Here is a 22,033-nt window from a genome sequence, read left to right as displayed (position 1 = left end):
GGATCAAGGCATGCTGGGAGTTCCTCCGACGACCTCGGGAGTGGTTTCGGTGGTGCCCCGGCGAAGCCGGTGCTCACCCAGATACAGCAGGATCGGCGCCGCGATGAAGATCGACGACGACGTCGCCAGCACCACGCCGAACAGCAGCACGAGGGCGAACTCCTGGAGCGCCTCGCCTCCGAACAGGGCCAGCGGCAGTGTCGCCAGGAAGAGCGCGACCGAGGTGCCGATGGTCCGGCTCAATGTTTCATTGATGCTTCGGTCGATGAGTTCGCCCAGCGGCATCTTGCGGTAGAGCCGCAGGTTCTCCCGGACGCGGTCATAGACGACGACCTTGTCGTTGATCGAGTAGCCCATGATGGTCAGGATCGCCGCGATGGCGGTCAGGTTGAACTGCATGCCGGTCAAGGCGAAGAAGCCGATGGTCTTCGTCACGTCGAGCAGCATGGTGACGACGGCGCCGACGCCGAACTGCCATTCGAAACGGAACCAGATATAGATCAGCATCGCGACGGCGGCCAAGCCGAGCGCCAGCATGCCCTGCTGGAACAGTTCGCCGCTGACCGACGCCCCCACGGATTCGACGCGCCGGATGGTGGTGCCCGGGAACTCCGAGGTGAGCTTGTCCTGGACCGCCCTGACCGCCTGCTGCTGGGCCGCCTCGTTGCCGGGCTGCCGCTCGAAGCGGATCAGCACGTCGGTGGGTTGGCCGAACTGCTGGAGCTGAACGGGTCCCAGGTTGAGTTGGGCGAGGCTCTCTCGGAGTTCCGGGAAGTCGGCGGGCTGCTCCGTCCGGACCTCGATCACGATGCCCCCCGCGAAGTCGACGCCGTAGTTCAGTCCGGGCTTGAAGAACAGGCCGATCGAGGCGAGGCTCAGCAGCACGGACAGGATGAGCCCCATCCGCTTGCCCCGCATGAACGGGATCTTCGTATCGTCCGGCGCCAGCCGGAACCGGGTGGAGATCGGAAGCACCTTGGGCCGGTTCCGCTTCAGCCAAGTGACCATCAGCAGGCGCGTCACGACGGTCGCGGTGAACATCGACGTGATGATGCCCAGGCTGATCGTGACGGCGAAGCCGCGGATCGTCCCGGTGCCGACCGCATAAAGCAGCACCATCTTGATCAGCGTCGTCAGGTTGCTGTCCGTGATGGTCGCGAAGGCGCGGGAGAAGCCCGTCTCCATCGCCGCGAAGGCCGATCGGCCCCGCCTGGTTTCCTCCCGGATGCGCTCGTTGATCAGGATATTGGCATCGACGGACATGCCCAGCGTCAGCAGGATGCCGGCGATGCCCGGAAGCGTCAGCGTCGCCTGGAGAAGGGACAGCGCCGCCACGGTCAGGAACAGGTTGAAGATCAGGGCGACGTTGGCGAACACCCCGAACAGGCCGTAGGACATCACCATATAGCCGACGACCAGCACGAAGCCGACGAGACAGGCGATGATGCCGGCGCGGATCGAGTCGGCGCCCAAGTCGGGTCCGATCGTCCGTTCCTCGATGATCGTCAAGGGAGCCGGCAGCGCGCCGGCACGCAGCAGCACGGCGAGGTCGTTGGCCCCCTGCGTGGTGAAGTTGCCGCTGATCTGGCCGCGCCCGCCGGTGATCGGTTCGCGGATCACGGGTGCGCTGATCACCTTGCCGTCGAGCACGATCGCGAACGGGTGCCCCACGTTCTGCCTGGTGATGTCGCCGAAACGGCGGGCGCCCGGACCGTCGAACTCGAAATTGACCACCCAGCTCCCGCTGCGCTGGTCGTTGCCCGGGCGGGCATCGAGCAGGCTGGCACCATCCACCTCGACCTTGCGGCGCACCAGGTACTGCTGTCCGCGCGATGCCGGATCCACCGAGGGAAGCCACTGGGTGCCGGCCGGGGCAGGGGTGCCCGGCCTGACGGTCTGGTCGCCCAGCAGGTGGAAGGTCATCTTGGCGGTCTGGCCGAGCAGGCGCTTCACCCGGTCCGGGTCGGTCACGCCCGGCAGTTGGACAAGGATGCGGTTGCTCCCCTGGCGGGCGATCACGGGTTCGTTGACGCCGGTTTCGTCGATCCGTCGGCGGACGATCTCGATCGACTGCTCGACGGCCCGTGCCGACCGGTCGGCGACAGCGGCGTCGGTGAAGTCCAGGCGGACACGCCCTCCTTCGGAGGAGAAGGTGAAATCCCGCTGCGCGGCACCCAGTCCGGTTCCCAGCAGGTCGGCGAGCGCGTTGCGCGCCGCCTCGACCTGCCCGGCGTCGGGCAGGGTGAAAGTGACGGACCGGTCACGTACCGCCAGGTCGGCGTAACGGATATCGGCGGTGCGCAGCGCCGTCCGGGCGCTGTCGAGCGCGCTTTCCAGGCGCTCGCGCACCACGGTGTCCATGTCGACTTCGAGCAGCAGGTAGGAGCCGCCCTGGAGATCGAGACCCAGGTTGACGCGTTGCTGCGCCATCCATCCCGGGAGAACACCCGCGGGGATGAAGTTGGGCAGCGTGAAGAGGACACCCAGCGCACAGATGGCCGAGATGATCCAGATCTTCGTCTTGGAGAAATGAAGCACGGATGACAACTTTCTCACGCCGGCAGTCGGCATGATCCAGGCATTGCAGCGATGGTGGAGTCTTGAAGGCTGTCAGCCGGCGACGGGGGGACCCGTGGGAACGCGTGGACTCGACCGCCCGACGCCCGGTGCCGGGATCGGGTCGGATGGGCGCACCGGGGCCTGGCCAAGGACCCCGGCCGCCATGAAGGCGATCGTCACCAGGATGGCGAAGACCGGTTCCGGCATCGGCGGGTCGCGCAGGGCCGTCCGGGATGCCTCTACGAAGATCTGCCGGGGCAGGTGGAATTTTTCACCGGCACCGGTATCGCCGCTGCCGGAACCGGCGGCTCCGTCGAACGGCGCGGAACTCCTCGCGGCGGCGATACCGGGCGTGGACGCGTAACCCGTCCAGCAGAAGGCCGACAACAGGCAGAACACCAGTGCCAGAGCGACGGCTCTGACACCTTGGCCTGACGGAAATCGGCGTTCTCGGATCCCGGTCATCGAACTGAAGGCTGGAGGAGATCGGCGCAAGCTACACGTGCGCCGGAATGTCGGCCAGGATTATCTTGGTCAAGCCCGATCATTCCTCCTCGTCGGCCTCCCCGAAGAGGTAGTCGATGTCGCCGGTGCCGAGGGTGCTGAAGAGGGCGGTGCCCTCGATCGTCGCCGCGGCAAGGTTGTCCTTCCGGCGCTGGAGTTCGAGGATCCGCTCCTCCACCGTGTCGGCGGCGATCAGCTTGTAGACGAAGACCGGTTTGTCCTGCCCGATCCGGTGGGCCCGGTCGGTGGCCTGGTTCTCGGCCGCCGGGTTCCACCAGGGATCGTAATGGATGACGGTGTCGGCGGCGGTCAGGTTCAGGCCGCGCCCGCCGGCCTTCAGGCTGATCAGGAACACCGGCACTTCGCCGCGCTGGAACCGTTCGACCGGCTCGTTGCGATCGCGGGTCGCCCCGGTAAGTTCGACGAAGGCGATGCCGGCCTTGCGCAGTTCCGGCTTGATCAGTTCCAGCATCGATGTGAACTGCGAGAAGATCAGGATGCGGCGTCCTTCCGGCACCATCTCGCCGACCATCTCGATCAGGCTGTTCAGCTTGGCGCTTTCCCCCACGGCCGCCGCCGCCGGGATCTTCACCAGCCGGGGATCGCAGCAGACCTGCCGGAGCTTCAGCAGCGCGTCGATCACCGTGATGGCGTTGGCGGACAGGCCGCTGTTGGCGATCGCCGTCCGGACCTTCTCATGGACCGAAAGGCGGATCGTCTCGTAGAGGTCGCGCTGCTCCTGGTCCAGTTCGATATGCCGGATCACCTCGGTCTTGGGCGGCAGTTCCTTCGCCACCTCGGACTTGGTGCGGCGCAGCAGGAAGGGCCGGGTTCGGCGCAGCAGCAGGCCGGCGCGGGTCGCATCGCCCCGCTTCTCGATCGGCGTCCGGAACCGCTTCTGGAAATCCTTCCGGTCGCCGAGCAGCCCGGGCATCAGGAAGGCGAACTGGGCCCACAGCTCGCCCAGGTTGTTCTCCACCGGCGTGCCGGAAAGGCACAGCCTGTGCTTCGCCTTGAGGGCGCAGACGGCCCGGGTCGAACGGGAATCCGGGTTCTTGATCGCCTGCGCCTCGTCCAGCACGACCATGTGCCACGAGCAATCCGTCATCTGGTCCGTGTCGCGGGCGACCACGCCGTAGGTGGTGATCACGATCTGGGCCGAGGCGATCTCGGACCGGCGCTCGTGCCGGTCGAGGCCGTGAAGCACCAGGGTGCGGAGGTGCGGCGTGAAGCGCTTCGCCTCGTTGACCCAGTTCGGCACCAGGCTGGTCGGGACCACCACCAGGCAAGGATCCTCCAGCCGGCCGCTCTCATGCTCCAGGGCGATGTGGGCCAGGGTCTGCGCGGTCTTGCCCAGGCCCATGTCGTCGGCCAGGATGCCGGCCACCTGGTTGGCCGCGAGGCGCTGCAGCCAGGCGAGGCCGGTGCGCTGGTAGTCCCGCAGGTCGCCTCGGAAGCTGGCCGGCGCCGCCACTTCCGGGAGGGTCTCGCCCTCGTTCAGCTTGCGGAGGAAAGCCTCGATCTGGGCGCTCTCGTCAGGCCGGCGGGATACCAGGTCGTCGATGTCGACCAGCAGGTCCGCCTCGCCGATCGGTACCTGCAGCTTCTCCTCGAACCGCCGACCGGTCTCCAGCATGGCTTCAAGCACGCTGAAGAGCCGCTTGATCCTGTCGGCCGGAACGGCCAGCACGCTGCCGTCCTCCAGCATGACGTGGGCCTGGCCGTCGATCACCCGCATCGCGGCCATGCCGCCCCGGTCGATCAGCCGGGCGAGGATGGGCAGCAGGGAACGGCGCTGCCCCTCGATCTCGACGCCGACCTCCATGTCGAACCAGCCTTCGCCGGCGTCGCGCACGGTGATGGCGACGTCGCCGGCGGACTCGACCAGGCGGGTGCCGAAGTCGGAGCCGATATGGATGGTCCAGCCCTCGGCTTCCAACGCCGGCACCTGGGTGGTGAAGAACGCCCGCCACGCGGCGTCGGGGTCCTTGCCGGTCATGCGGTGGACCCGCGTGCCCCGGTCGTCCAGCGATCCCTTCGGAGGATCGATCCGAAGCTGGGCGAACCCGATCCGGGCGAGCCGCGCCATGGCCTCCTGCTCGGCGGCCTTGTCGCGGCGCGCGAAGACGGGAGACCCGTCGGAAGTCTCGATCCGGGCGAACTGGCGCTGATCGTCGGCCTCGATCTCCGCCGGCTGGCCGGGATCGCCGTAATCGAACGACAGTCGCAGGATGTCGATCATGCCTTCGCCGGCCGACACCACGCGGCCGAGGCGGGCCGTGATCCTGGGGCTGCGCTCGACGATGACGGCGGGGTCGGAGCGCGCGGGGCGGGGTGGGACGTCGGCAGGCACCATCCGCGGCGCCGGGGTTCGCTGGGCGGACCGGCGGGTCACGATGCGGGGCTTTTGGGGCTCCGGCTTCGCCGACGGCATCGGGGCCGATGCCTTCGGCATGGTGACGATCTGGAGATCGACCGGGCAGATCTGCCCGGCGCCGGGGTCGACGCACCAGTGGCCCAGGCCCTTGATCAGGGCTCCCCCCTCCGGCAGGCCGGTCGGCCTCACCGTCCCGGTGCGCGGGTCGCGGAAGGCGCGCACCACGCGCTTGGGGCCGGCGACCAGGGAGGCGCCGCTGTGCCACCGCACCCGCCCGGTCGCGAGAAGGCAGCGGAGCAGCTTGTCGACCCCATCGGCCCTGCCCTTGGGCACCGGGGTGCGAACCAGCGCTCCCGCCCCCAGGAGGCGGGCGACCGTCCGGTCGGGCCCGGCCTGCTCGATCCCGGCGGCGTGGTCGACGACCTGGCGCGGAGTGGCGGGCCGTTCGGGCGTGCCGCCGACGGTCAGGGTGGCGGTCACGTAGAGGGCGTTCTCGCCCTGGCCCGGTTCCAGCGTCCAGTAGGCCAGCGGTATCCCGCCGGGAGTACCGGTCGGGGGAGCGGCGGGAGCGGGCTCCGGCGCCGGCGGCACCTTGGGAGCGGGTCCCCGGTCCAGGAAGGACGACTGGACCGGCCGCCGCCACTCCGGCCTGCTGTCGAGCGCCAGGAGCGCCGCGGCCGCCATGTGAGCGCAGGATGAGCGTCCGCAGGTGCAGGTCCGTTCCAGGCTGACGCGCTGGTTGCGATGCGACGGCACCACCATCACCGTATGGGTCCGGCCCAGGTCCGTCACCGTCGCGGCGATGTGCTCCCGGGCAGGCAGTAGCCGCGCAGCGCCGGCGAGCAGGAGCCCGCGGGCACGCTGAAGGGTTTTCTGGTCGAAGACGCGGGATACGTCCTCTTCGGCAAAGGGAACCGGGGCGCCGGCAGGCGATGAAGCCCGCGCAGTGTGGTTGACCAGTGGCATGAATCTTTTTGCTGGATGTTACGGAGGCGTCGGATCTCAAGAGAGGGCGAAGGACGGAGCATACCTATTTTTGGCCGCCATTACCACACACCTCTGTCTCGGCATATCAGCAGAGACCGATCACGACAGGTTACGCGAAACGGTATAGCTTGCTTTTCCGGCATATTGCCGATCTTTGCACAACGAAGGACAGGATCCATGGCCGCCGCTTCCGGCAAAGGTCAGGCCCAGGCGGCCAAGTTCACGTCGGGATCGCCGCTGCGCCACGTCGTGGTGATGACGACCACCGGCTCCGTCGGCCTGATGGCGGTCTTCGCGGTCGATCTGGCGAACCTGTTCTACATCTCCATGCTTGGGGTCCGGGAACTGGCCGCCGCGGTCGGATTTGCCGGGACGATCCTGTTCTTCCAGATCTCGCTGTGCATCGGCCTGACCATCGGCACCGGCGCGATCGTCGCCCGGGCGATCGGCTCCGGCGACCGGGAGGAGGCCCGCCGGCTCGCCGGCTCCAGCCTCGTCGTGATGCTGGCCGTGACCCTGGCGGTCGGCATCCTGACGGTCCCGTTCCTCGACCCGATCCTGTCGGCCCTCGGAGCCCAGGGGGAGACCAAGCGGTTCGCCGAAACCTACCTGACGATCGTCTCGCCGACCATGCCGCTGCTCGGCGTCGGCATGTGCTGCTCGGCGCTGCTTCGGGCCGTCGGGGATGCCCGGCGATCCATGAACGTGACCCTGTTCGCCGGCCTGGCGACGGCCGTGCTGGACCCGATCCTGATCTTCGGTTTCGACCTCGACCTGATGGGGGCCGCGATCGCGGCGCTGCTGTCCCGCTGCGTCCTGGTCGCGATCGGATGGCACGGCGCATCGACGGTCCACGGGCTGGTGGGGCGCCCTTCGATGGCGGCGCTCCCGCGGGATGCCCGGGCGCTGTTCCGGGTCGCGGGTCCTGCGATCCTGACCAATGTCGCCACCCCCGTCGCCTCGGCTTACGTGACCTTTTCCATGGCGAGGTTCGGCGACGCGGCGGTCGCCGGGCTGGCGATCGTCGACCGGGTCGTGCCGGTCGCGTTCGGCGTGATCTTCGCCCTGAGCGGCGCGGTCGGGCCGATCTTCGCCCAGAACCTGGGCGCGCGGATCTTCGGGCGCATCCGCGAGACCCTGCGGGCCAGCCTGACCGTGATGCTGACCTATGTCGCGGCGGTCTGGCTCATCCTGTTCCTGGGCCAGGACCTGCTCGTCCAGGTCTTCTCGGTCGAGGGCGTGGCGGCCGACATCGTGCGTCTGTTCTGCACGCTGACCGCCGGCGGGTTCCTGTTCATCGGCTGCCTGTTCGTCGCCAACGCGGCCTTCAACAACCTGGGCTTCCCGCTGCTGTCCACCGGCTTCAATTGGGGCCGGGCCACCCTGGGCACGATCCCCTTCGTCACCCTGGGCGCCTGGGCGGGAGGCGCCCAGGGCATCGTGATCGGCCAGGCGGCGGGCGCCCTCGTCTTCGGTCTGGCCGCCGTGGTCGTCGCCTTCCGGGTGGTCGGCCGGCTGAGGGACGACCGGCTCGGACCCGAGCCGGCGCCCGAATGGCCCGAGGCGCCGGCCCAGCCCGTCTCGTCGGGCAAGGCGGCGCTCGCGACCCTCGCCGCACCCCGTCCGGCCGCGGGCGAGGACTGACCGGCGTCAGACGACGGGCAACGCCCCCAACGCGCCGGCCGAGCGGATCAGCCGCACCTCCAGAGCCGCCTTCCGGCCGCGGACCGGGACGAACTGCAGGGGGTGCCGACCCAGATCGATGCCGGCCCGTGCCTCGACCTCGCGGCTGACAACCAGTTCGACCTCGTTGTCCTTGGCGATCTGTTCCAGCCGGGAGGTGGTATTGACCGGGTCGCCGATCGCGGTGAAGGACCGGGCGCGGCCATAGCCCATCTCGCCCAGGATCACCGTTCCTGCGTGGATGCCGATGGCGACGCGCAACGGGTTGGGCAGGTCGTGCTCCAGGTCGCGGTTGAGGCGGTCGATGCGCTCGGCGATGGCGCGGGCCGTCACGAGCGCGTCGTTCGCCGCCCTGACCGGATCGTCGCTGATGCCGAACAGCGCCATCATGCCGTCGCCGATGAACTTGTCGATATGGCCGTTGTTGCTTTCCACCGCCTGCCCGACCGCCTCGAAATAGCGGTTCAGGACGAAGACGACGTCGTAGGGCAGCCGCGCCTCCGACAGGCTGGTGAAGCCGCGGAGGTCGGCGAACAGGATCACGATCTCCCGCTCCTGGCCCTCCAGGTGGGTGGAAGGCCGGAGAGCCAGCTCGGGAGTCGAGGCCGGCGGCATCAGCGGACGCACCGTCAGGCTGTGCTTGGGCCTGACCATGCAGGCGAGGCGGACGTCGGCCGCCGCGCCGATCCGGGTCAGCACCCGCTGTTCGACCGAGGATGGCGCCGGCAGCCTGTCGCGGCCCAGTCCGACGCTGACGCGGCAGGTCGAGCAGCGACCCCGCCCGCCGCAGACGGAAGCGTGCGGAACGCCGTAGGCCCGGCTCATCTCCAGGATGCTGGCGCCGGGAAGGAGCGTCACGGTGGGACCGTCGGCATAACTCAAGGTCATGGTGCCGAACCGGGACGACAGCAGGTTGCGGACGCCCCGGGCGAACAAGGTAGCCGCTATCAGACCCGCGAAGCCGTAGCGGAAGAACAGGGCCGTCTTTCCGACGAAGGCGGTCGAGGTCGGCCCGGGAACCTGCGCCGCCTTGAGGATCTCGGCGACAGCTGCGCCGTCCGCCGTCTCGACCAGCAGCGCCCGTCCCGACACGACGAAGCCCAGCAGCGCCAGGGTCGGGACCAGCACCGCCAGGGTGAAGAGCCCGGGCGCCACCGATCGGTACCAGGGCCGCAGCCGCAGCCAGAAATGCAGCCCGACGCAGCCATGGACCCAGGAGATGATCATCACCGTGCTTTGCAGGATGCCCAGGTGGGGCGCCAGCCGCCAGTAGGTCAGCTGGACCAGGGCGTAGCTGGGCTGCACGCCGTAGAGTTCGGCGACCGCCCGCGTGCCCAGCACGTGCTCGATCAGCAGGAACGGGATGGCGAGCCCGAGCAGAAGCTGCATGAACTGCCAGGCCGGCATCCGCATCACCCGCCGGTCGTAGAGCGACCACAGCGCGTGGACGGAATGGACGACCGCCGCCGCCAGGATGACGATCCAGCCCCCGGCGAACTGCCAGGAGAGCAGGAAGCGCCAGCGGTCCATCGCCTCGAGCGAGACGAGACCCAGCGAATGGTTCAGCATGTGCATCAGCACATAGGCGAACAGCACGAGTCCCGAGATCGTACGCAGTTGCTGGAAGCGGCGGCTTCCGGAGAGAATTGGCATCGGGAACTTCGGGCTGGTCGTTGGTGCGGCGCAGTTGCTTACCGAAAGTGGTCCCGGATCGCGCTTTGACCAGAGGCACGATCCGGGGCATCGGTGTCAAGCCCACTTTGCTCCGGCGTCAGCCGACCAGGGCGCGCGTCGCGATGAACAGCACCGACGGCGCCATCAGGCATCCCAGCCCGGTGTAGAAGGTCGCCGTCATGGCGCCGTAGGGAACCAGCTTCGGATCGGTCGCGGCGAGGCCGCCGGCGACGCCGCTGGTGGTGCCCATCAGCCCGCCGAACACCATCGCCGAACGGGGATTGTCCAGGCCGATGCTCTTCGCGACGAAAGGAGTTCCGATCATCACCAGGATCGACTTGATCAGGCCCGCGGCGATGCTGAGCGCCATCACGTCGGAACTGGCGCCGAGCGCGGCACCCGTCACGGGTCCCACGATGTAGGTCACGGCTCCCGCCCCGATGGTCGCCATGCTGACCGCGTCGGAATAGCCGAAGGCCATGGCGACCGCGGCGCCTACCACGAAGGAGACGATGATCCCGGCGAACAGCGCCACGACGCCGCTGACGCCGGCCTTCCGGATCTCGCCGAAGCTGACGCCGAAGGCGGTCGCGATGATCGCGAAGTCGCGCAGCATGGCGCCTCCCATCAGGCCGATGCCGGCCAGCAGGGGCACGTCGGCGATCCCCTTGTTCCCGCCGGTCATGATGCCGCCGAAATAGGCCGCGATCAGTCCGAGGATGATGGCGACGGCTGATCCGTGCAGCCAGCCCCGGGTCAGCTTGGCCGAAAGCCAGTAGGAGATCCAGATGGTGGCGCCGACCACCGCGAAGGCGGTGACGAGGCCGTTCTTGACGAGGATGTCGCCCAGGGTCTCAAGCATGGCCGATCATTCCCCACCCTTGATCGCCACGGGCTCGGCCCGTTCGGCCTCCTCGCGCGGCTGGCCGATCCGGGTGATCACCGGGACCAGCGCGAAGCTGACGACCACCGCCAGGCTGCCGGCCAGAACCGCCGCCGGACCGCCCTTCAGGGCGGCGACCACGTTCTGCTGGGCCGCCATGGCGACGACGATGGGGATGTAGATGGCGCTCCAGAAGCCGATGCCCTGCTGGCACCACTGGTCCAGCCGGAAATCCTTCTTCAGGTGGTCGGTCACCAGGATGAGCAGGAGCATCGCGATGCCGACGCCGCCGACATTGGCCTGGACGCCGATCGCCATGCCGAGAAGTTCGCCGATGACCATGCCCACGAGCATGCAGATCGACAGGAGTGCGACTCCGTAGATGACCATTTGAACGTTTCCTCGGATTTGTTCGCGGTTTTCGCTTCGAAGCCAGGATCAGCCCGTCTTGGCGCGGGCGTAGAGATCCTTGTTGGCGTCGCGCAGCAGGTTCTTCTGCACCTTGCCCATGGTGTTGCGGGGCAGCTCGTCGACGAAGAGGACCCGCTTCGGCTGCTTGTACTTGGCGAGCCGGCCCTCGAGGGCCTGCAGGATCCCGCGCTCGTCGATGTCCGCGCCCGGCTTGCGGACGACCAGGGCCGTCACTCCCTCGCCGAAATCGGGATGGGAAACGCCGATCACGGCGCTTTCGACCACGCCCGGCAGCGCGTCGATCTCGACCTCGACCTCCTTGGGATAGACGTTGTAGCCGCCCGTGATGACGAGGTCCTTGCCGCGGCCGACGATATGGACGTAGCCGCTCCCGTCGATCTTGCCCAGGTCGCCGGTGATGAAGAACCCGTCCGGCCGGAACTCGGCCGCCGTCTTCTCCGGCATGCGCCAGTAGCCCTTGAAGACGTTGGGCCCCTTGACCTCGATCATGCCGATCTCGCCGCCGGGCAGGGGCCGGCCGCTGTCGGGATCCGTCACGCGGATGGCGATGCCGGGCAGGGCGGGTCCGACCGTCCCGGCGATCCGCTCGCCGTCATAGGGATTGGAGGTGTTCATGTTGGTTTCGGTCATGCCGTACCGCTCCAGGATGCGGTGGCCGGTCCGCTCGGCCCAGGCGTCGTGCGTCTCGGCCAGCAGCGGGGCCGAGCCGGAGACGAACAGGCGCATGTGGGAGACGGCGTCGCGGGTCAGTCCCGGATGCTGGAGCAGGCGCACATAGAAGGTCGGAACGCCCATCATGACCGTCGCGCGCGGCATCAGCCGGAGCATCGTATCGGCGTCGAACCGCGACACGAAGATCAGCGAGGAGCCGGCCATCAGGGTGACGTTTGTGGCGACGAACAGGCCGTGGGTGTGGAAGATCGGAAGCGCGTGGAGCAGCACGTCGTCCGGCGAGAACCGCCAGGACCGGGCGAGGGTCAGCGCGTTCGATGCCAGGTTGTCGTGGCTGAGCATCGCGCCCTTGGAGCGGCCGGTCGTCCCCGAGGTATAGAGGATCGCCGCGAGATCGTCGGGGCCGCGCTCCACGTCGGTGAAGCCGGTCCCGCACGCGGCGGCACCGTCCATCAGCGAACCGGTCCCGTCAATGCCCAGCGTCTCGACCGCGGCCACGCCCTTGGACCGGGCAAGCGGCTCCAGGGCCTCCCTGGCGGAAGGGGCGCAGACGACCACGCGCGGCTCCGCGTCGCCCAGGAAGTAATCCAGCTCGGCCAGGGTATAGGCGGTGTTGAGCGGCAGATAGACGGCGCCGGCGCGCAGGCAGGCGAGATAAAGGACGATGGCTTCCGCGCTCTTTTCCAGCTGGACCGCGACGCGGTCGCCGGGCTGGACGCCGCGTTGGATCAGCAGGTTCGCCATGCGGGAGGACAGCGCCACCGCGTCGCCGTACGTCATCACCCGGGAGGAGCTTCCGGGCTTTTCGGCGGCGGGCGTCTCGATGAAGGTCCGGTCATCGGCCGGCATGCGGTCGCGCATCAGCGCGAACAGATGGTTTGGCATCGCTCTAACCTTTACCTGCGGGAACTTTCGTTTGGGCCTTGCCGGCCTGCTTCTGCGGTTGCGTGTCGGCGCGCAGCAGCTTGCGGACCGAACTGGAGGCGACGACCTCGCCCTGGGCCGCGAACCGCTCGTGGTTGGTCTCGATATCGTCGAGCTTGTACAGGTAGTTGACCATCAGCCCGTGGGCCTGGCGAAGGCCGCGCTCCGACAGGTCGCCCAGGAAGTTCAGACGCTCCAGCCGGGCACCGTTGCCCAGGTGGAACTTGGCGACCGGATCGACCGGCTTGCCCGACGGCGACTTGGCCTTGAGCAGATAGCAGGCGGCGGCCGGGGTCAGCACTGCCTGGACCTTTTCGCGGACGGCGGGATCGGTGTGCCAGCCCGGGCGGTCGAGCGCCTCCAGCGCGGATCTGTCATCGGGTGTCAGCATCGTCGAAGCCCCATCCGCCCGTTCGCGCGCCAGCCAGCCGGCGAAACCCGGGACCGGGGACAGGGTGACGAAGGTCGTCAGGCCGGGCAGCTCCCGCTTCAGGTCCTCGACCACCTGCTTGATCAGGAAGTTGCCGAAGGAGACCCCGCGGAGCCCTTCCTGGCAGTTCGAGATCGAATAGAAGACCGCGGTGGTCGCCTCGTCAGCCGGGATCGGCTGGCGATCCTCGGCCAGCAGGGTGCCGATGGCCGACGGAATGTCCTTGGACAGCGCTACCTGCACGAAGATCAGCGGCTCGTCGACCAGCTGCGGATGGAAGAAGCCGAAGCAGCGGCGGTCGGTCGGCTCCAGCCGGCGGCGCAGGTCGTTCCAATCCCGGATCGTATGGACCGCCTCGTAGCGGATGATCTTTTCCAGGATATTGGCCGGCGTCGTCCAGTCGATCCGGCGCAGCACCAGGAAGCCCCTGTTGAACCAGGACGAGAACAGGTGGACGAAGTCGGCGTCCAGGGCGGCCAGATCGGGATGGCTGCCGAGATGGCGGGTCAGCTCCTCCCGGATGCGGACCAGCGCCTCCGTCCCGCACGGCGCCAGGTTCAGGCGGCGGATCACCTCCTGCCGCCGTGGCTCCGCCGCCTTGTGCAGGGCCAGGATGGCCTTGGCGTCACCCGAGGCATGATAGCCCTCGATCGCCCGCTCCAGCCTCGCCTTGTCGGGGCCGAACCGTTCCGCCAGCAGGATCAGGAAGGCGCGGCGCGCGTCTGAGTCCAGCTTCCGCCAATGGGCCAGGATCTCCCCGGCCAGCGCCACGCCGGATGCCTCGCCCCGCCCGCTGAGCAGCGCCTCGCACAGGGTGGCAAGGTCGGAGGGCGATACGGGGCCGCCGGTGGAGCCGCTGCGGCCGAGCAGCGACCGGCCACGATCCGCGATCGAAACCATCAGGTCGCCGAGGAAGGAAGTGCTGGTGTTCATGAAGCGGGCCTCATCAGCTTTGCTGGCAGTCGCATGGTTCTTCCTCCATACAGGGGTCTTGTATGCGATCGGCGCCGGTGTGCATTATGAAGCGCGATCCTGTAGACAAAGTCAACAGGTCTTGTATACAAGAATGAGGTTCATGTGGACATGACTGGGCGGGACCTGGACGAACCACGGCTCAAGCTGAGGGACCGGATCGAGAACGAAATTCTGACCGGTGCCATGCCGCCGGGGTACCGGCTGGATGAAATGACCCTGGCCGCGCGGTTCGGCGTCTCGCGCACTCCGGTCCGCGAGGCCCTGTTCCAACTGGCGTCGGCCGGCCTGATCGAGATCCGGCCCCGCCGGGGCGCGGTCGTCACGGAGGTCGGGCCGGAGCGTCTGGTCCAGATGTTCGAAGTGATGGCGGGCCTGGAAGGCATGGCCGGGCGGCTCGCCGCGCGGCGCCAGACCGACGCCGACCGTCGGAACCTGACGGAAACCCACGAGGCGTGCCGGCGCGCGGCGGAGACCGCCGATGCCGATGCCTACTACTATGAGAACGAGCGGTTCCATCACGCGATCTACGCGGCGAGCCACAACGCCTTCCTGATCGAGCAGTGCGCGGCCCTTCACCGCCGCCTGAAGCCATACCGGCGCATCCAGCTCCAGGTCATGAACAGGGTCGCGAATTCGCTCGCGGAACACGAGGCCGTGGTGGACGCCATCTTGAAGATGGACGGCGATCGGGCGGAGCGCCTGCTTCGGGACCACATCATGATCCAGGGCGACCGGTTCTCCGACCTGATGGCATCCTTGGCCGAGCGGAACCCGGAGCGGTCGAGGGGCGGCTAGTCCGCACAGCGCTTGCGACCCGTGGCCGCGGGGAGCGGACCCGGGTCAGGCAGCGAGGCCGCCTTCCACCTCAGCGATGCGCGCGGCAAGTTCGGTCCAGGACAGGCCGGCGATCTCGTCGGGCAGGTCGTCCAGCAGGTCGGCCGGGAGATCCCGCAGGAATTCGGGCGGGAGACCGGCCGCGAAGGCCTCGATCAAGCCCGCGGGCAGTCCGGCGGCAGAAGTCGGGGCCGGGTTGGGGTCACTCTCTGAAACCGGCGGAAGGTCATCCTTGGTCACTGTCCCGGGCTCGGGCTCGGCCTCGGAGGCCGGAGCGGCGGGCTCAGGGGCCGCCGGGACGCTGTCCAGCCACTCCATGGGGTCGGGAGCCATTTCCTGGACGTCGGCATCGGGCGACCAGCCTTCGCCGTGGAAATGGTGGGGGAGGCGACGATCCTGGACGACGCCGAGCAGCTTGAGCTGGAACTCCACGGCGCGCATGGCGATTCCAGGCTTCTTCGCCGCCACGGCGTCGGCGATGATCGTCTCCATCACCTCCGCGGCGCGGTCGAGGCGGGATTGGTGGAAAGCCCGCCGCTCGGCGCGGAGCGCGTCGATGCGGACGCGGATCTCCTGCCGGCCCAGCAGGAAGTGGCCGCGCTGCTTCGCTCCCCGCGGCGAGTAGCCGGCCCGCCGGGCCGCCTCCGCGGCGGACGCGCCGGCGGCGATCTTCTCGCAGAAGAGTTCCTGTCGGATGGCGAGCGGGGGCGAGGGGGCGATCATGGCGGCACGCTTTCGCTAGCGGTTTAGGATAAAGGAATTTTATCCTTTATTTCGCCGCCAGGTCAAGCTTGTTTTCCCAAGTATCAAAGGTCCCGATTTTCCGCACCATGTTGGGCCCTGGGTTCAACCTTTGATCGGTGGACCATTGTAGGTTGGATCCATGGCCCGACAACGGGCCAGAATTTACCGGGGCCCTCCGGCTCCGCTCCCATAATGGACAAGTCGAAGGCACGGCTGTCCGGCACGGTTGTTGCCAACTCGATAAGAGGATGCTTTTCCAGTAGAGCATTCCTCCCTTCATCGTCATGACCGGGCTTGACCCACGGCTGTCCGGTAGGGTACTTGCTAATCAACCATTGAGAACGTTACTAACGATCGTTTTCTCCGTCAGTTCGTCATCCGCGGGCTTGACCTGCGGATCTCAAGGTACGGAGGCTCCGATGCTTCCCGTGAAAGATGGCCGGATCAAGTCCGGCCATGACGAAAATGGAGTACTTTTACCTGTGACTAACCCTTTCGCATCGCAAGCAATCGCTGTGCCGGACAGCCGTGGATCAAGTCCGGCCATGGCGAAAATGGAGTAATTTTACCTGAGACTAGCCCTTTCGTAGATAAGGCAATCGCCGTGCCGGATAGCCGTGGATCAAGTCCGGCCATTACGAAAAGGGGGGCGTTTTTGTCCACAGCGCGGCCTTTCGAGCGAAAGGCAATACCGTGCCCGACAGCCTTGAGACGGAGACAGGTGTCGGAGTTCGCCCTGCGGGCGAACTCCGATCTACCGTGGCTAAGGATTGCCTTCCTCCCGGTCAGACCACGCGGAAGTTCTTGAACTGCCAGGGGTCCGTCGTATCCACGTCCTCCGGGAACAGGACGCCGCGGTTGTAGAGCGGGGTCCAGTCGCTGTAGGCGCCGGTCAGCTTGCCCAGGTAGGGGGCGGCGATCTCCAGCACGCGGTTGTGGTTCATCTCCTCCGGCTCGACGATGCCGGCCCGGGGGTTCTCGATCGCCCAGATCACGCCGGCCAGGGCGGCGGCGGTCACCTGGAGGCTGGTCGCGTTGTTGTGCGGGCACAGCTCTCTGGCTTCCTTGATCGAGAGCTGGGACCCGAACCAGTACGCGCCTTTCTTGTGACCCATCAGCAGCACGCCCAGTTCGTCGATGCCGCCGATGATCTCGTCCATCATCAGGCGCTTTTCCGGTTGAAGGGCCCAGGTCTTTCCGGCGAACTCGTGCAGCGACAGGATCGCGTCGTCGCACGGGTGGTAGGCATAGTGGACGGTAGGCCGGTAGCGGACGGAGGTGCGGTCCCAGACGGTCAGGTAGTCGGCGATCGAGATCGCCTCGCTGTGGGTGATCAGGAAGCCGTGGAACGGACCTTCCTTCGGCGTCCAGGTCCTCACCCGGGTGCCGGCACCGGGACGCATCAGGTAGATCGCGGCGTCGCAGCCGAACTCATGGCGCCGGCCGTCGGACGGAAGGCCCTTCTCATGGGTGCCCCAGCCCAGCTCGGCCGGTTGGGCGCCCTCGCCGACGAAGCCGTCGATCGACCATGTGTTGACGAACTCCCCGCGCTTCTTGGGGACGCTGGCCACCTGGGTGTCGCGTTCTGCCACATGGATGGCCTTGATCCCCAGCGTCTGCGCCAGTTCGGCCCAGCCGTTGCGGGTCCGGGGTTCCTTGACTTCCAGGCCGGTGTCGCGGGCGATGTTGAGCAGCGCCTGCTTCATGAAATGCGAGACCAGTCCCGGATTGGCGCCATGGGTGATCACCGCGGTCGGACCGTTGGCGAAGCCGCCCTTGTGCTGGAGCACCGATTCGCGCAGCGCATAGTTCGAGCGCAACGAGGGCGACAGGCTGGTGTCGGTGTAGCCACCGGCCCAGGGCTCGATGCAGGTGTCGAGATAGAGGGCGCCCCGGGTATGGCAGAACTTGATCAGCGACAAGCTGGACACGTCGACCGACAGGTTCAGGATGAAGTCGCCCTCGCCGACCATGGGGTCGAGCACGGTCCGGAAGTTGTCGCGGGTCAGCGCCACGCGGTGGAACTTGACGCCGTATTCCTCCGCCTCGGCGTTGCCGCGGTCCTCGGCCGTCACGATCGAGATCTGCTCGGGCTTCATGTCGATGTGGCGCAGCAGGAGAGGCAAGATGCCCTGGCCGATGCTGCCGAATCCGACGATGACGATGCGGCCGGCAAACTTGACGATGGGGTTGGTCGTGGTCATGGCATTTTCCGAACAGGCTGGAGGTGGCTGACGAATGTCGGGGCCCCGCTGGGTGGATGGGTTGACGGGTCAGAGAGTAGAGGACAGGCTGCGTTCAGGCAGCCTGTTCCGTGATGTAGCCGACCGAAATCGCAGCTTGGCCGCTCCGATCGGACAGATCCGCATGTTCATCGGCCAGATCCAGGTAACCCGGAGTTTCCAGGAGGGGCCGATCGGTCACGTCGACGAGGCGAGCATTGTCGAATCCGTTGAACGCGGTCCGCAGGCAGGAACCGTAGGCGCCGAGCTGGCCCAGCTCGATCCAGTCGCCGGTCCGGATATCGGCCGGCAGCATGAAGGGGCCGGCCATGTAGTCGGCGCTGTCGCAGGTCGGGCCATAGAAGGCGAACGCCTCCTCCGCCGCGTCCGAGGCCACGGCGTCGGGCCGGATCATGCGCGCCGGGAAGCGGAACGCCGGGACGCCGGCATCGGACAGGCTCCCGTAGACGCCGTCGTTGATGAACAGCTCGTTGCCGCGCCGCCTGATCACCTGGACCAGCAGCGAGACGCCGGGGGCGACCAGGGCGCGGCCGGGCTCGCACCACAGGCGGGTGCGCTTCGGCAGGCCCAGGCGCGCGAAGCCGCGCGCGACGGCTTCCATGAAGTCGTCGAGCGGAGGCGGCGTGACGCCGGGATAGCTGACCGGGAAGCCGCCGCCCACGTCCATCACGTCGATCTCGACGCCGGCCCGCGCGATCACCGTGCCCGCCAGTTCGAGCGCCCGCTCGTAGGCGGCGGGATCCAGGCACTGCGACCCGACATGGAAGCAGATGCCGACCTTGCGGCCGACGGCACGGGCGCTGCGCAGCAGCCTGGCAGCCTCGTCCGGAGCGGCCCCGAACTTGCCGGACAGGTCGTAAACGGCCGACCCCTTCGGCAGGCCGAGGCGGATGAACAGCCCCAGGTCGTCGGCACTGTCGGTCTGCTCGACCAGCTTCTCCAGTTCCTCGGCGCTGTCGAGCGAGAAGTCGCGTACGCCGAAGTCGAAATAGGCTTGTCGGATGGCGTCCGGCGACTTGACCGGGTGCATGTAGTGGATCTCGGCGTTCGGGAACATCTGGCGGACCAGACGGACCTCGCCCGGAGAGGCGGCATCGAAATGGCGCACGCCTCCCTCGTAGAGCGCGCGCAGCACGGCGGGCTCCGGATTGCACTTCACGGCGTACAGCACGTCGCCGGGGAACGCGGAGACGAAGCGGGCGGCGGTCGCCGACAGGACGGCGGGACGAAGGCAATGGACCGGATCGGACGGGCGCAGCGTCTCGACCAGATTGTCGACGCAGGTGACCGGGCGGCGGACCGACGGCGCACCGCGGCGGTTGAGCGTGGTGCCTCGGCGCAGCGGCGAGACGGCGGAACGGTAGCGGACTTGAGCCATGACGCATCCTCTCGTGGGCCGCGGCCGCGCCGGCAGACCCATGAAGACAAAACGACCCCAACGGCTTGAAAGCCGCGGGAATGGACGAATTGAGCGGGGATGTGGGTGGCAAATCGGGCGACGCTCCGGCACCGCTCGAACATGCGGTGTGCGGATTTTCTCAGCGCCGGCGGATTTGCCCGCTACCTTACGGTACTAAAGCCTTCTGGCCGAAATCTAACATACTTACCTCCCTCTCGGGATCGGCCCACGGATGACCGATTCTGCCAAAAAGGACGCGGTACGTCGTTACATAACCTCAAAGGGCCAGCGGCACGTGCGGGTGCGTCAACGACCGTTGAGATACTCTTTCTGTGCGCAGATGCAAGAGTATTTTTGTTACAGATCCGGATTTTTAGCCGGGGAGTCAGGAAAGCCCGGCTACAGCAGTGCCAGAGCCAGATAGTCGCCGAGATGACGCCAGACGCAGCCGACTTCGCGGAACCCGACCTGGCGCAGGGCGGCCAGATGGAACTCCATGGTCATCTCCTGCTTGCGCGGAAGATTGGAGAATCGGCGGTGGCGTTCGGCCACGGCAGCCTGCAGCGCGGGCTCGGCCGCGACGGCTTCCCACCAGCCGACCCAGTCGTGGGCTCCATCCGCCTTCGCCGCCGCCCGGTTCGCCTTGATCGACGCCGCCGTCATGCGCCTGAGGGTCGGTTGGGTCTGATCGTAGGAGCAGATGTCGCCGTTGACGAAGACGCCGCCGGGCGCCAGCACCTGCGTGAGATCCTGGTAGACGCGCATCAGGTTCGGAGCGCCCAGCCAGTGCAGGGCGGTGGTGCTGACGACGGCGTCGAACTGCCGGCCCTCCAAATAGTCGACCCAATCCTGCCGGCGCATGTCCAGTTCGATCCAGCTCCGGTCGGGGCTTTCGGTGTGGACGGCGCGGGCGAGGGTGAGGAGGACGGGATCATAGTCGAGGCCGACGACCTCCGCGCCGGGCAAGCGTTCCGCGAGGCGGTCGCCCAGGCTGCCCGGACCGCATCCGAGGTCCAGGATGACGGGGGCGACGAGGCCGGCGGCGGTCAGGGCGTCCGCGATGATCTCGAACCGGATCTCCCGGTGACCGACATAGCCTTCCTGCTGCCGGTCCCATTCCTTGATCCAGCGGGACGCCTTTTCCACGGTCAAGTTTCGCATCCGGGTCGCCGTCAACGCCTGATCCATACACGACATCCTATTCCTGGGCTGCACGCCTGGTCCATGATCGTACGAACGTAAGCGATCCGTCCGACGATAAAACCACTTGTGACATAAAGTCTTCACGAATGCCGGGGCGGTGACGAAGCAATTGGGTATGACCCTAATGGTGCAACGCAGCAATCGTTCGAGCTATCGGAAGGATAATTTCGTTCATGATCAACGTGTTGAAAGAAATTCCTGACGCGAAAACTGAAGAGATTTCCACTGCTTTGCTGTCGGCGCGGTCCGTGCGGATCGAGCGCATCGTATCCCACGGACAGGCGTCACCGCCGGGCTTCTGGTATGATCAGGAAGAGGCCGAATGGGTGCTTGTGCTCACCGGATCCGCCATCCTGGAGATCGAGGGCGAGGCGGAAACCAGGCCGCTGGGACCTGGCGATCACGTCAACATTCCGCCCCGCCGGCGTCATCGCGTCGCCTGGACGGATCCCGACCAGCCCACCGTGTGGCTGGCCGTGTTCCATGCCGGCTAGCGGCGTTGCACGACGGTTCTGACATGCCCCGTGGAGCGGAGTGCAGGCCGGCCTCGCCCGGCAGGGCCAAGGCCGGCACCTTGCGTCAAGGCTCCGGCCACGCTGTGGGCGATCGAAGCCGTCGTGCTGCGGCCGTCACCGTCCGCCGACTTCCTTTTCCAGGTCGGAGATCCGTTTCGCCATCGCGGTGCGGATGCCGGGCGCGACGGTGGGCTTGAGGGCGGCGAACTGCTCGCGGAGCTGCTTCAGCAGCACGACTTTCTGGTCGCGGCTGCGCTTGATGGCGACGTTGTCCGAGTGTTGGCCTTCGAAGGCGCGCATGACTGTTTCGTCCGTTGCTGTCTGGGGTGCTCGTATCCGGACGGGACCATAAGGGTCAGTACTTGGGAATTCAAGCAGTTACGATCGGGTGTTGAGGTGCCGCGTCAAGTCGGATCAGGCCTGTCACGCGGGGGTCGTCGGCGATGCGGACTTCCTGGCGGACCGGCACGAACCCGGCGCGCTGGTATAGGCGCAGGGCCTTGGGGTGGTCCAGCGTGCAGGTATTGACGGTCAGCTTCCGCGCCCCTCCCGTCCAGGCCGCGTCGATCGCGCAACCCAGCAGGAAGGGGCCGAGCCTCATGCCCACGAATTCCGGGATCATGCCGAAATACCGCAGATCCACGATGCCGTCCCTGCCGCGCCGGTCCAGTTCCGCGAAGCCGGCCGGAACGCCGCCGACATACAGCACCGTGATCTCGACCTTGGGATCATGGATGACCGCGGACAGCGCGTCGTCGTCCAGCTTGCGCCGGTCGACCCAGAGCCAGGGCTCCCCGACCGTGTTGTAGAGATACCGATAGAAGGAGACCGTCGGCCGCTCGGCCCGAAGCAGCGCCAGCTTCTCGACCGGCGGGCGAAGCTTCGGCGCGTTGGGCGGGCTGGTCATCTCCAGGAAGGTAATGACCACACGGAGCTTGCCCGGAGGCAGACCCGGCACGACGCGAAGATCGGGTGGGGTCGGCATCAGGCCTCCT

At 67.3% G+C, this 22,033-nt stretch carries 17 protein-coding genes; 3 read left to right on the top strand and 14 right to left on the bottom strand.

The annotated features are described in order from the left end of the window. Positions 1 to 3: 3 nt before the first annotated feature. The 3 genes from secD to IGS68_RS12820 form a co-directional block, all read right to left on the bottom strand. On the bottom strand, positions 4 to 2,538 hold the full coding sequence (gene secD / locus IGS68_RS12830) for a protein translocase subunit SecD (protein WP_201080548.1): 2,535 nt from the start codon (positions 2,536 to 2,538) through the stop codon (positions 4 to 6). 72 nt (positions 2,539 to 2,610) lie between these two features. Beyond that, entirely contained in the window at positions 2,611 to 2,946 is a 336-nt protein-coding gene (locus IGS68_RS12825; protein ID WP_201080546.1) for a hypothetical protein, read from the bottom strand. A 157-nt stretch (positions 2,947 to 3,103) separates the two neighbouring features. Further along, positions 3,104 to 6,406 carry a DEAD/DEAH box helicase gene (locus IGS68_RS12820; RefSeq protein ID WP_201080545.1) on the bottom strand — a complete coding sequence of 1,101 codons (3,303 nt, stop codon included), beginning with the start codon at positions 6,404 to 6,406 and terminating at the stop codon, positions 3,104 to 3,106. Positions 6,407 to 6,604: 198 nt separating this feature from the next. Here IGS68_RS12820 and IGS68_RS12815 point away from each other — a divergent pair, with 198 nt between their 5' ends. Further along, positions 6,605 to 8,071 (top strand): MATE family efflux transporter, encoded by a 1,467-nt coding sequence (locus tag IGS68_RS12815; RefSeq protein ID WP_201080543.1) that lies wholly within the window; start codon positions 6,605 to 6,607, stop codon positions 8,069 to 8,071. A gap of 6 nt (positions 8,072 to 8,077) precedes the next feature. On the opposite strand, the gene IGS68_RS12810 is transcribed toward IGS68_RS12815, so the two are convergent. From IGS68_RS12810 to IGS68_RS12790, 5 genes are all read right to left on the bottom strand, one after another. Continuing rightward, positions 8,078 to 9,763 carry an adenylate/guanylate cyclase domain-containing protein gene (locus tag IGS68_RS12810; protein WP_201080541.1) on the bottom strand — a complete coding sequence of 562 codons (1,686 nt, stop codon included), beginning with the start codon at positions 9,761 to 9,763 and terminating at the stop codon, positions 8,078 to 8,080. 118 nt (positions 9,764 to 9,881) lie between these two features. Next, the gene (gene madM, locus IGS68_RS12805) at positions 9,882 to 10,646 is read right to left on the bottom strand and encodes a malonate transporter subunit MadM (protein WP_201080538.1); all 765 of its coding nucleotides are present in this window, start codon (positions 10,644 to 10,646) and stop codon (positions 9,882 to 9,884) included. Between the two features lie 6 nt (positions 10,647 to 10,652). Then, on the bottom strand, positions 10,653 to 11,057 hold the full coding sequence (madL, locus tag IGS68_RS12800) for a malonate transporter subunit MadL (RefSeq protein WP_201080537.1): 405 nt from the start codon (positions 11,055 to 11,057) through the stop codon (positions 10,653 to 10,655). A 48-nt stretch (positions 11,058 to 11,105) separates the two neighbouring features. Further along, a complete protein-coding gene (locus IGS68_RS12795; RefSeq protein WP_201080535.1) occupies positions 11,106 to 12,656 on the bottom strand; it encodes a malonate--CoA ligase in 1,551 nt (516 codons plus the stop codon). A gap of 4 nt (positions 12,657 to 12,660) precedes the next feature. Then, positions 12,661 to 14,058 carry a malonyl-CoA decarboxylase gene (locus IGS68_RS12790; protein WP_201080534.1) on the bottom strand — a complete coding sequence of 466 codons (1,398 nt, stop codon included), beginning with the start codon at positions 14,056 to 14,058 and terminating at the stop codon, positions 12,661 to 12,663. A 150-nt stretch (positions 14,059 to 14,208) separates the two neighbouring features. Here IGS68_RS12790 and IGS68_RS12785 point away from each other — a divergent pair, with 150 nt between their 5' ends. After that, positions 14,209 to 14,895, top strand: coding sequence for a GntR family transcriptional regulator (locus IGS68_RS12785; RefSeq protein WP_247881303.1), 687 nt, complete (start codon positions 14,209 to 14,211; stop codon positions 14,893 to 14,895). A gap of 45 nt (positions 14,896 to 14,940) precedes the next feature. Here the strand turns inward: IGS68_RS12785 and IGS68_RS12780 are convergent, their stop codons facing one another. The 4 genes from IGS68_RS12780 to IGS68_RS12765 form a co-directional block, all read right to left on the bottom strand. Then, positions 14,941 to 15,657, bottom strand: coding sequence for a terminase small subunit (locus tag IGS68_RS12780; protein WP_201080532.1), 717 nt, complete (start codon positions 15,655 to 15,657; stop codon positions 14,941 to 14,943). An 806-nt stretch (positions 15,658 to 16,463) separates the two neighbouring features. Continuing rightward, positions 16,464 to 17,882, bottom strand: a complete 1,419-nt coding sequence (locus IGS68_RS12775) for a homospermidine synthase (RefSeq protein WP_201080530.1) — start codon at positions 17,880 to 17,882, stop codon at positions 16,464 to 16,466. A 94-nt stretch (positions 17,883 to 17,976) separates the two neighbouring features. Continuing rightward, entirely contained in the window at positions 17,977 to 19,299 is a 1,323-nt protein-coding gene (locus IGS68_RS12770) for a type III PLP-dependent enzyme (protein WP_201080528.1), read from the bottom strand. Between the two features lie 420 nt (positions 19,300 to 19,719). Further along, on the bottom strand, positions 19,720 to 20,466 hold the full coding sequence (locus IGS68_RS12765; protein WP_247881370.1) for a class I SAM-dependent methyltransferase: 747 nt from the start codon (positions 20,464 to 20,466) through the stop codon (positions 19,720 to 19,722). A gap of 230 nt (positions 20,467 to 20,696) precedes the next feature. Between IGS68_RS12765 and IGS68_RS12760 the strand changes: the two genes are divergently transcribed. Next, on the top strand, positions 20,697 to 21,017 hold the full coding sequence (locus IGS68_RS12760; RefSeq protein ID WP_201080524.1) for a cupin domain-containing protein: 321 nt from the start codon (positions 20,697 to 20,699) through the stop codon (positions 21,015 to 21,017). A 135-nt stretch (positions 21,018 to 21,152) separates the two neighbouring features. Here IGS68_RS12760 and IGS68_RS12755 read toward each other — a convergent pair whose 3' ends face one another. Both IGS68_RS12755 and IGS68_RS12750 read right to left on the bottom strand, forming a co-directional pair. After that, positions 21,153 to 21,338 (bottom strand): hypothetical protein, encoded by a 186-nt coding sequence (locus IGS68_RS12755; RefSeq protein WP_201080522.1) that lies wholly within the window; start codon positions 21,336 to 21,338, stop codon positions 21,153 to 21,155. A 70-nt stretch (positions 21,339 to 21,408) separates the two neighbouring features. Continuing rightward, positions 21,409 to 22,023, bottom strand: a complete 615-nt coding sequence (locus tag IGS68_RS12750; protein ID WP_201080520.1) for a GNAT family N-acetyltransferase — start codon at positions 22,021 to 22,023, stop codon at positions 21,409 to 21,411. Positions 22,024 to 22,033 lie beyond the last annotated feature (10 nt).

This window comes from Skermanella sp. TT6 (assembly GCF_016653635.2).
In the GTDB taxonomy this organism is placed as follows: domain Bacteria; phylum Pseudomonadota; class Alphaproteobacteria; order Azospirillales; family Azospirillaceae; genus Skermanella; species Skermanella cutis.
The sequence above is the reverse complement of the archived record's forward strand: the minus strand, read 5'-3'. Positions and strand labels throughout refer to the sequence as shown.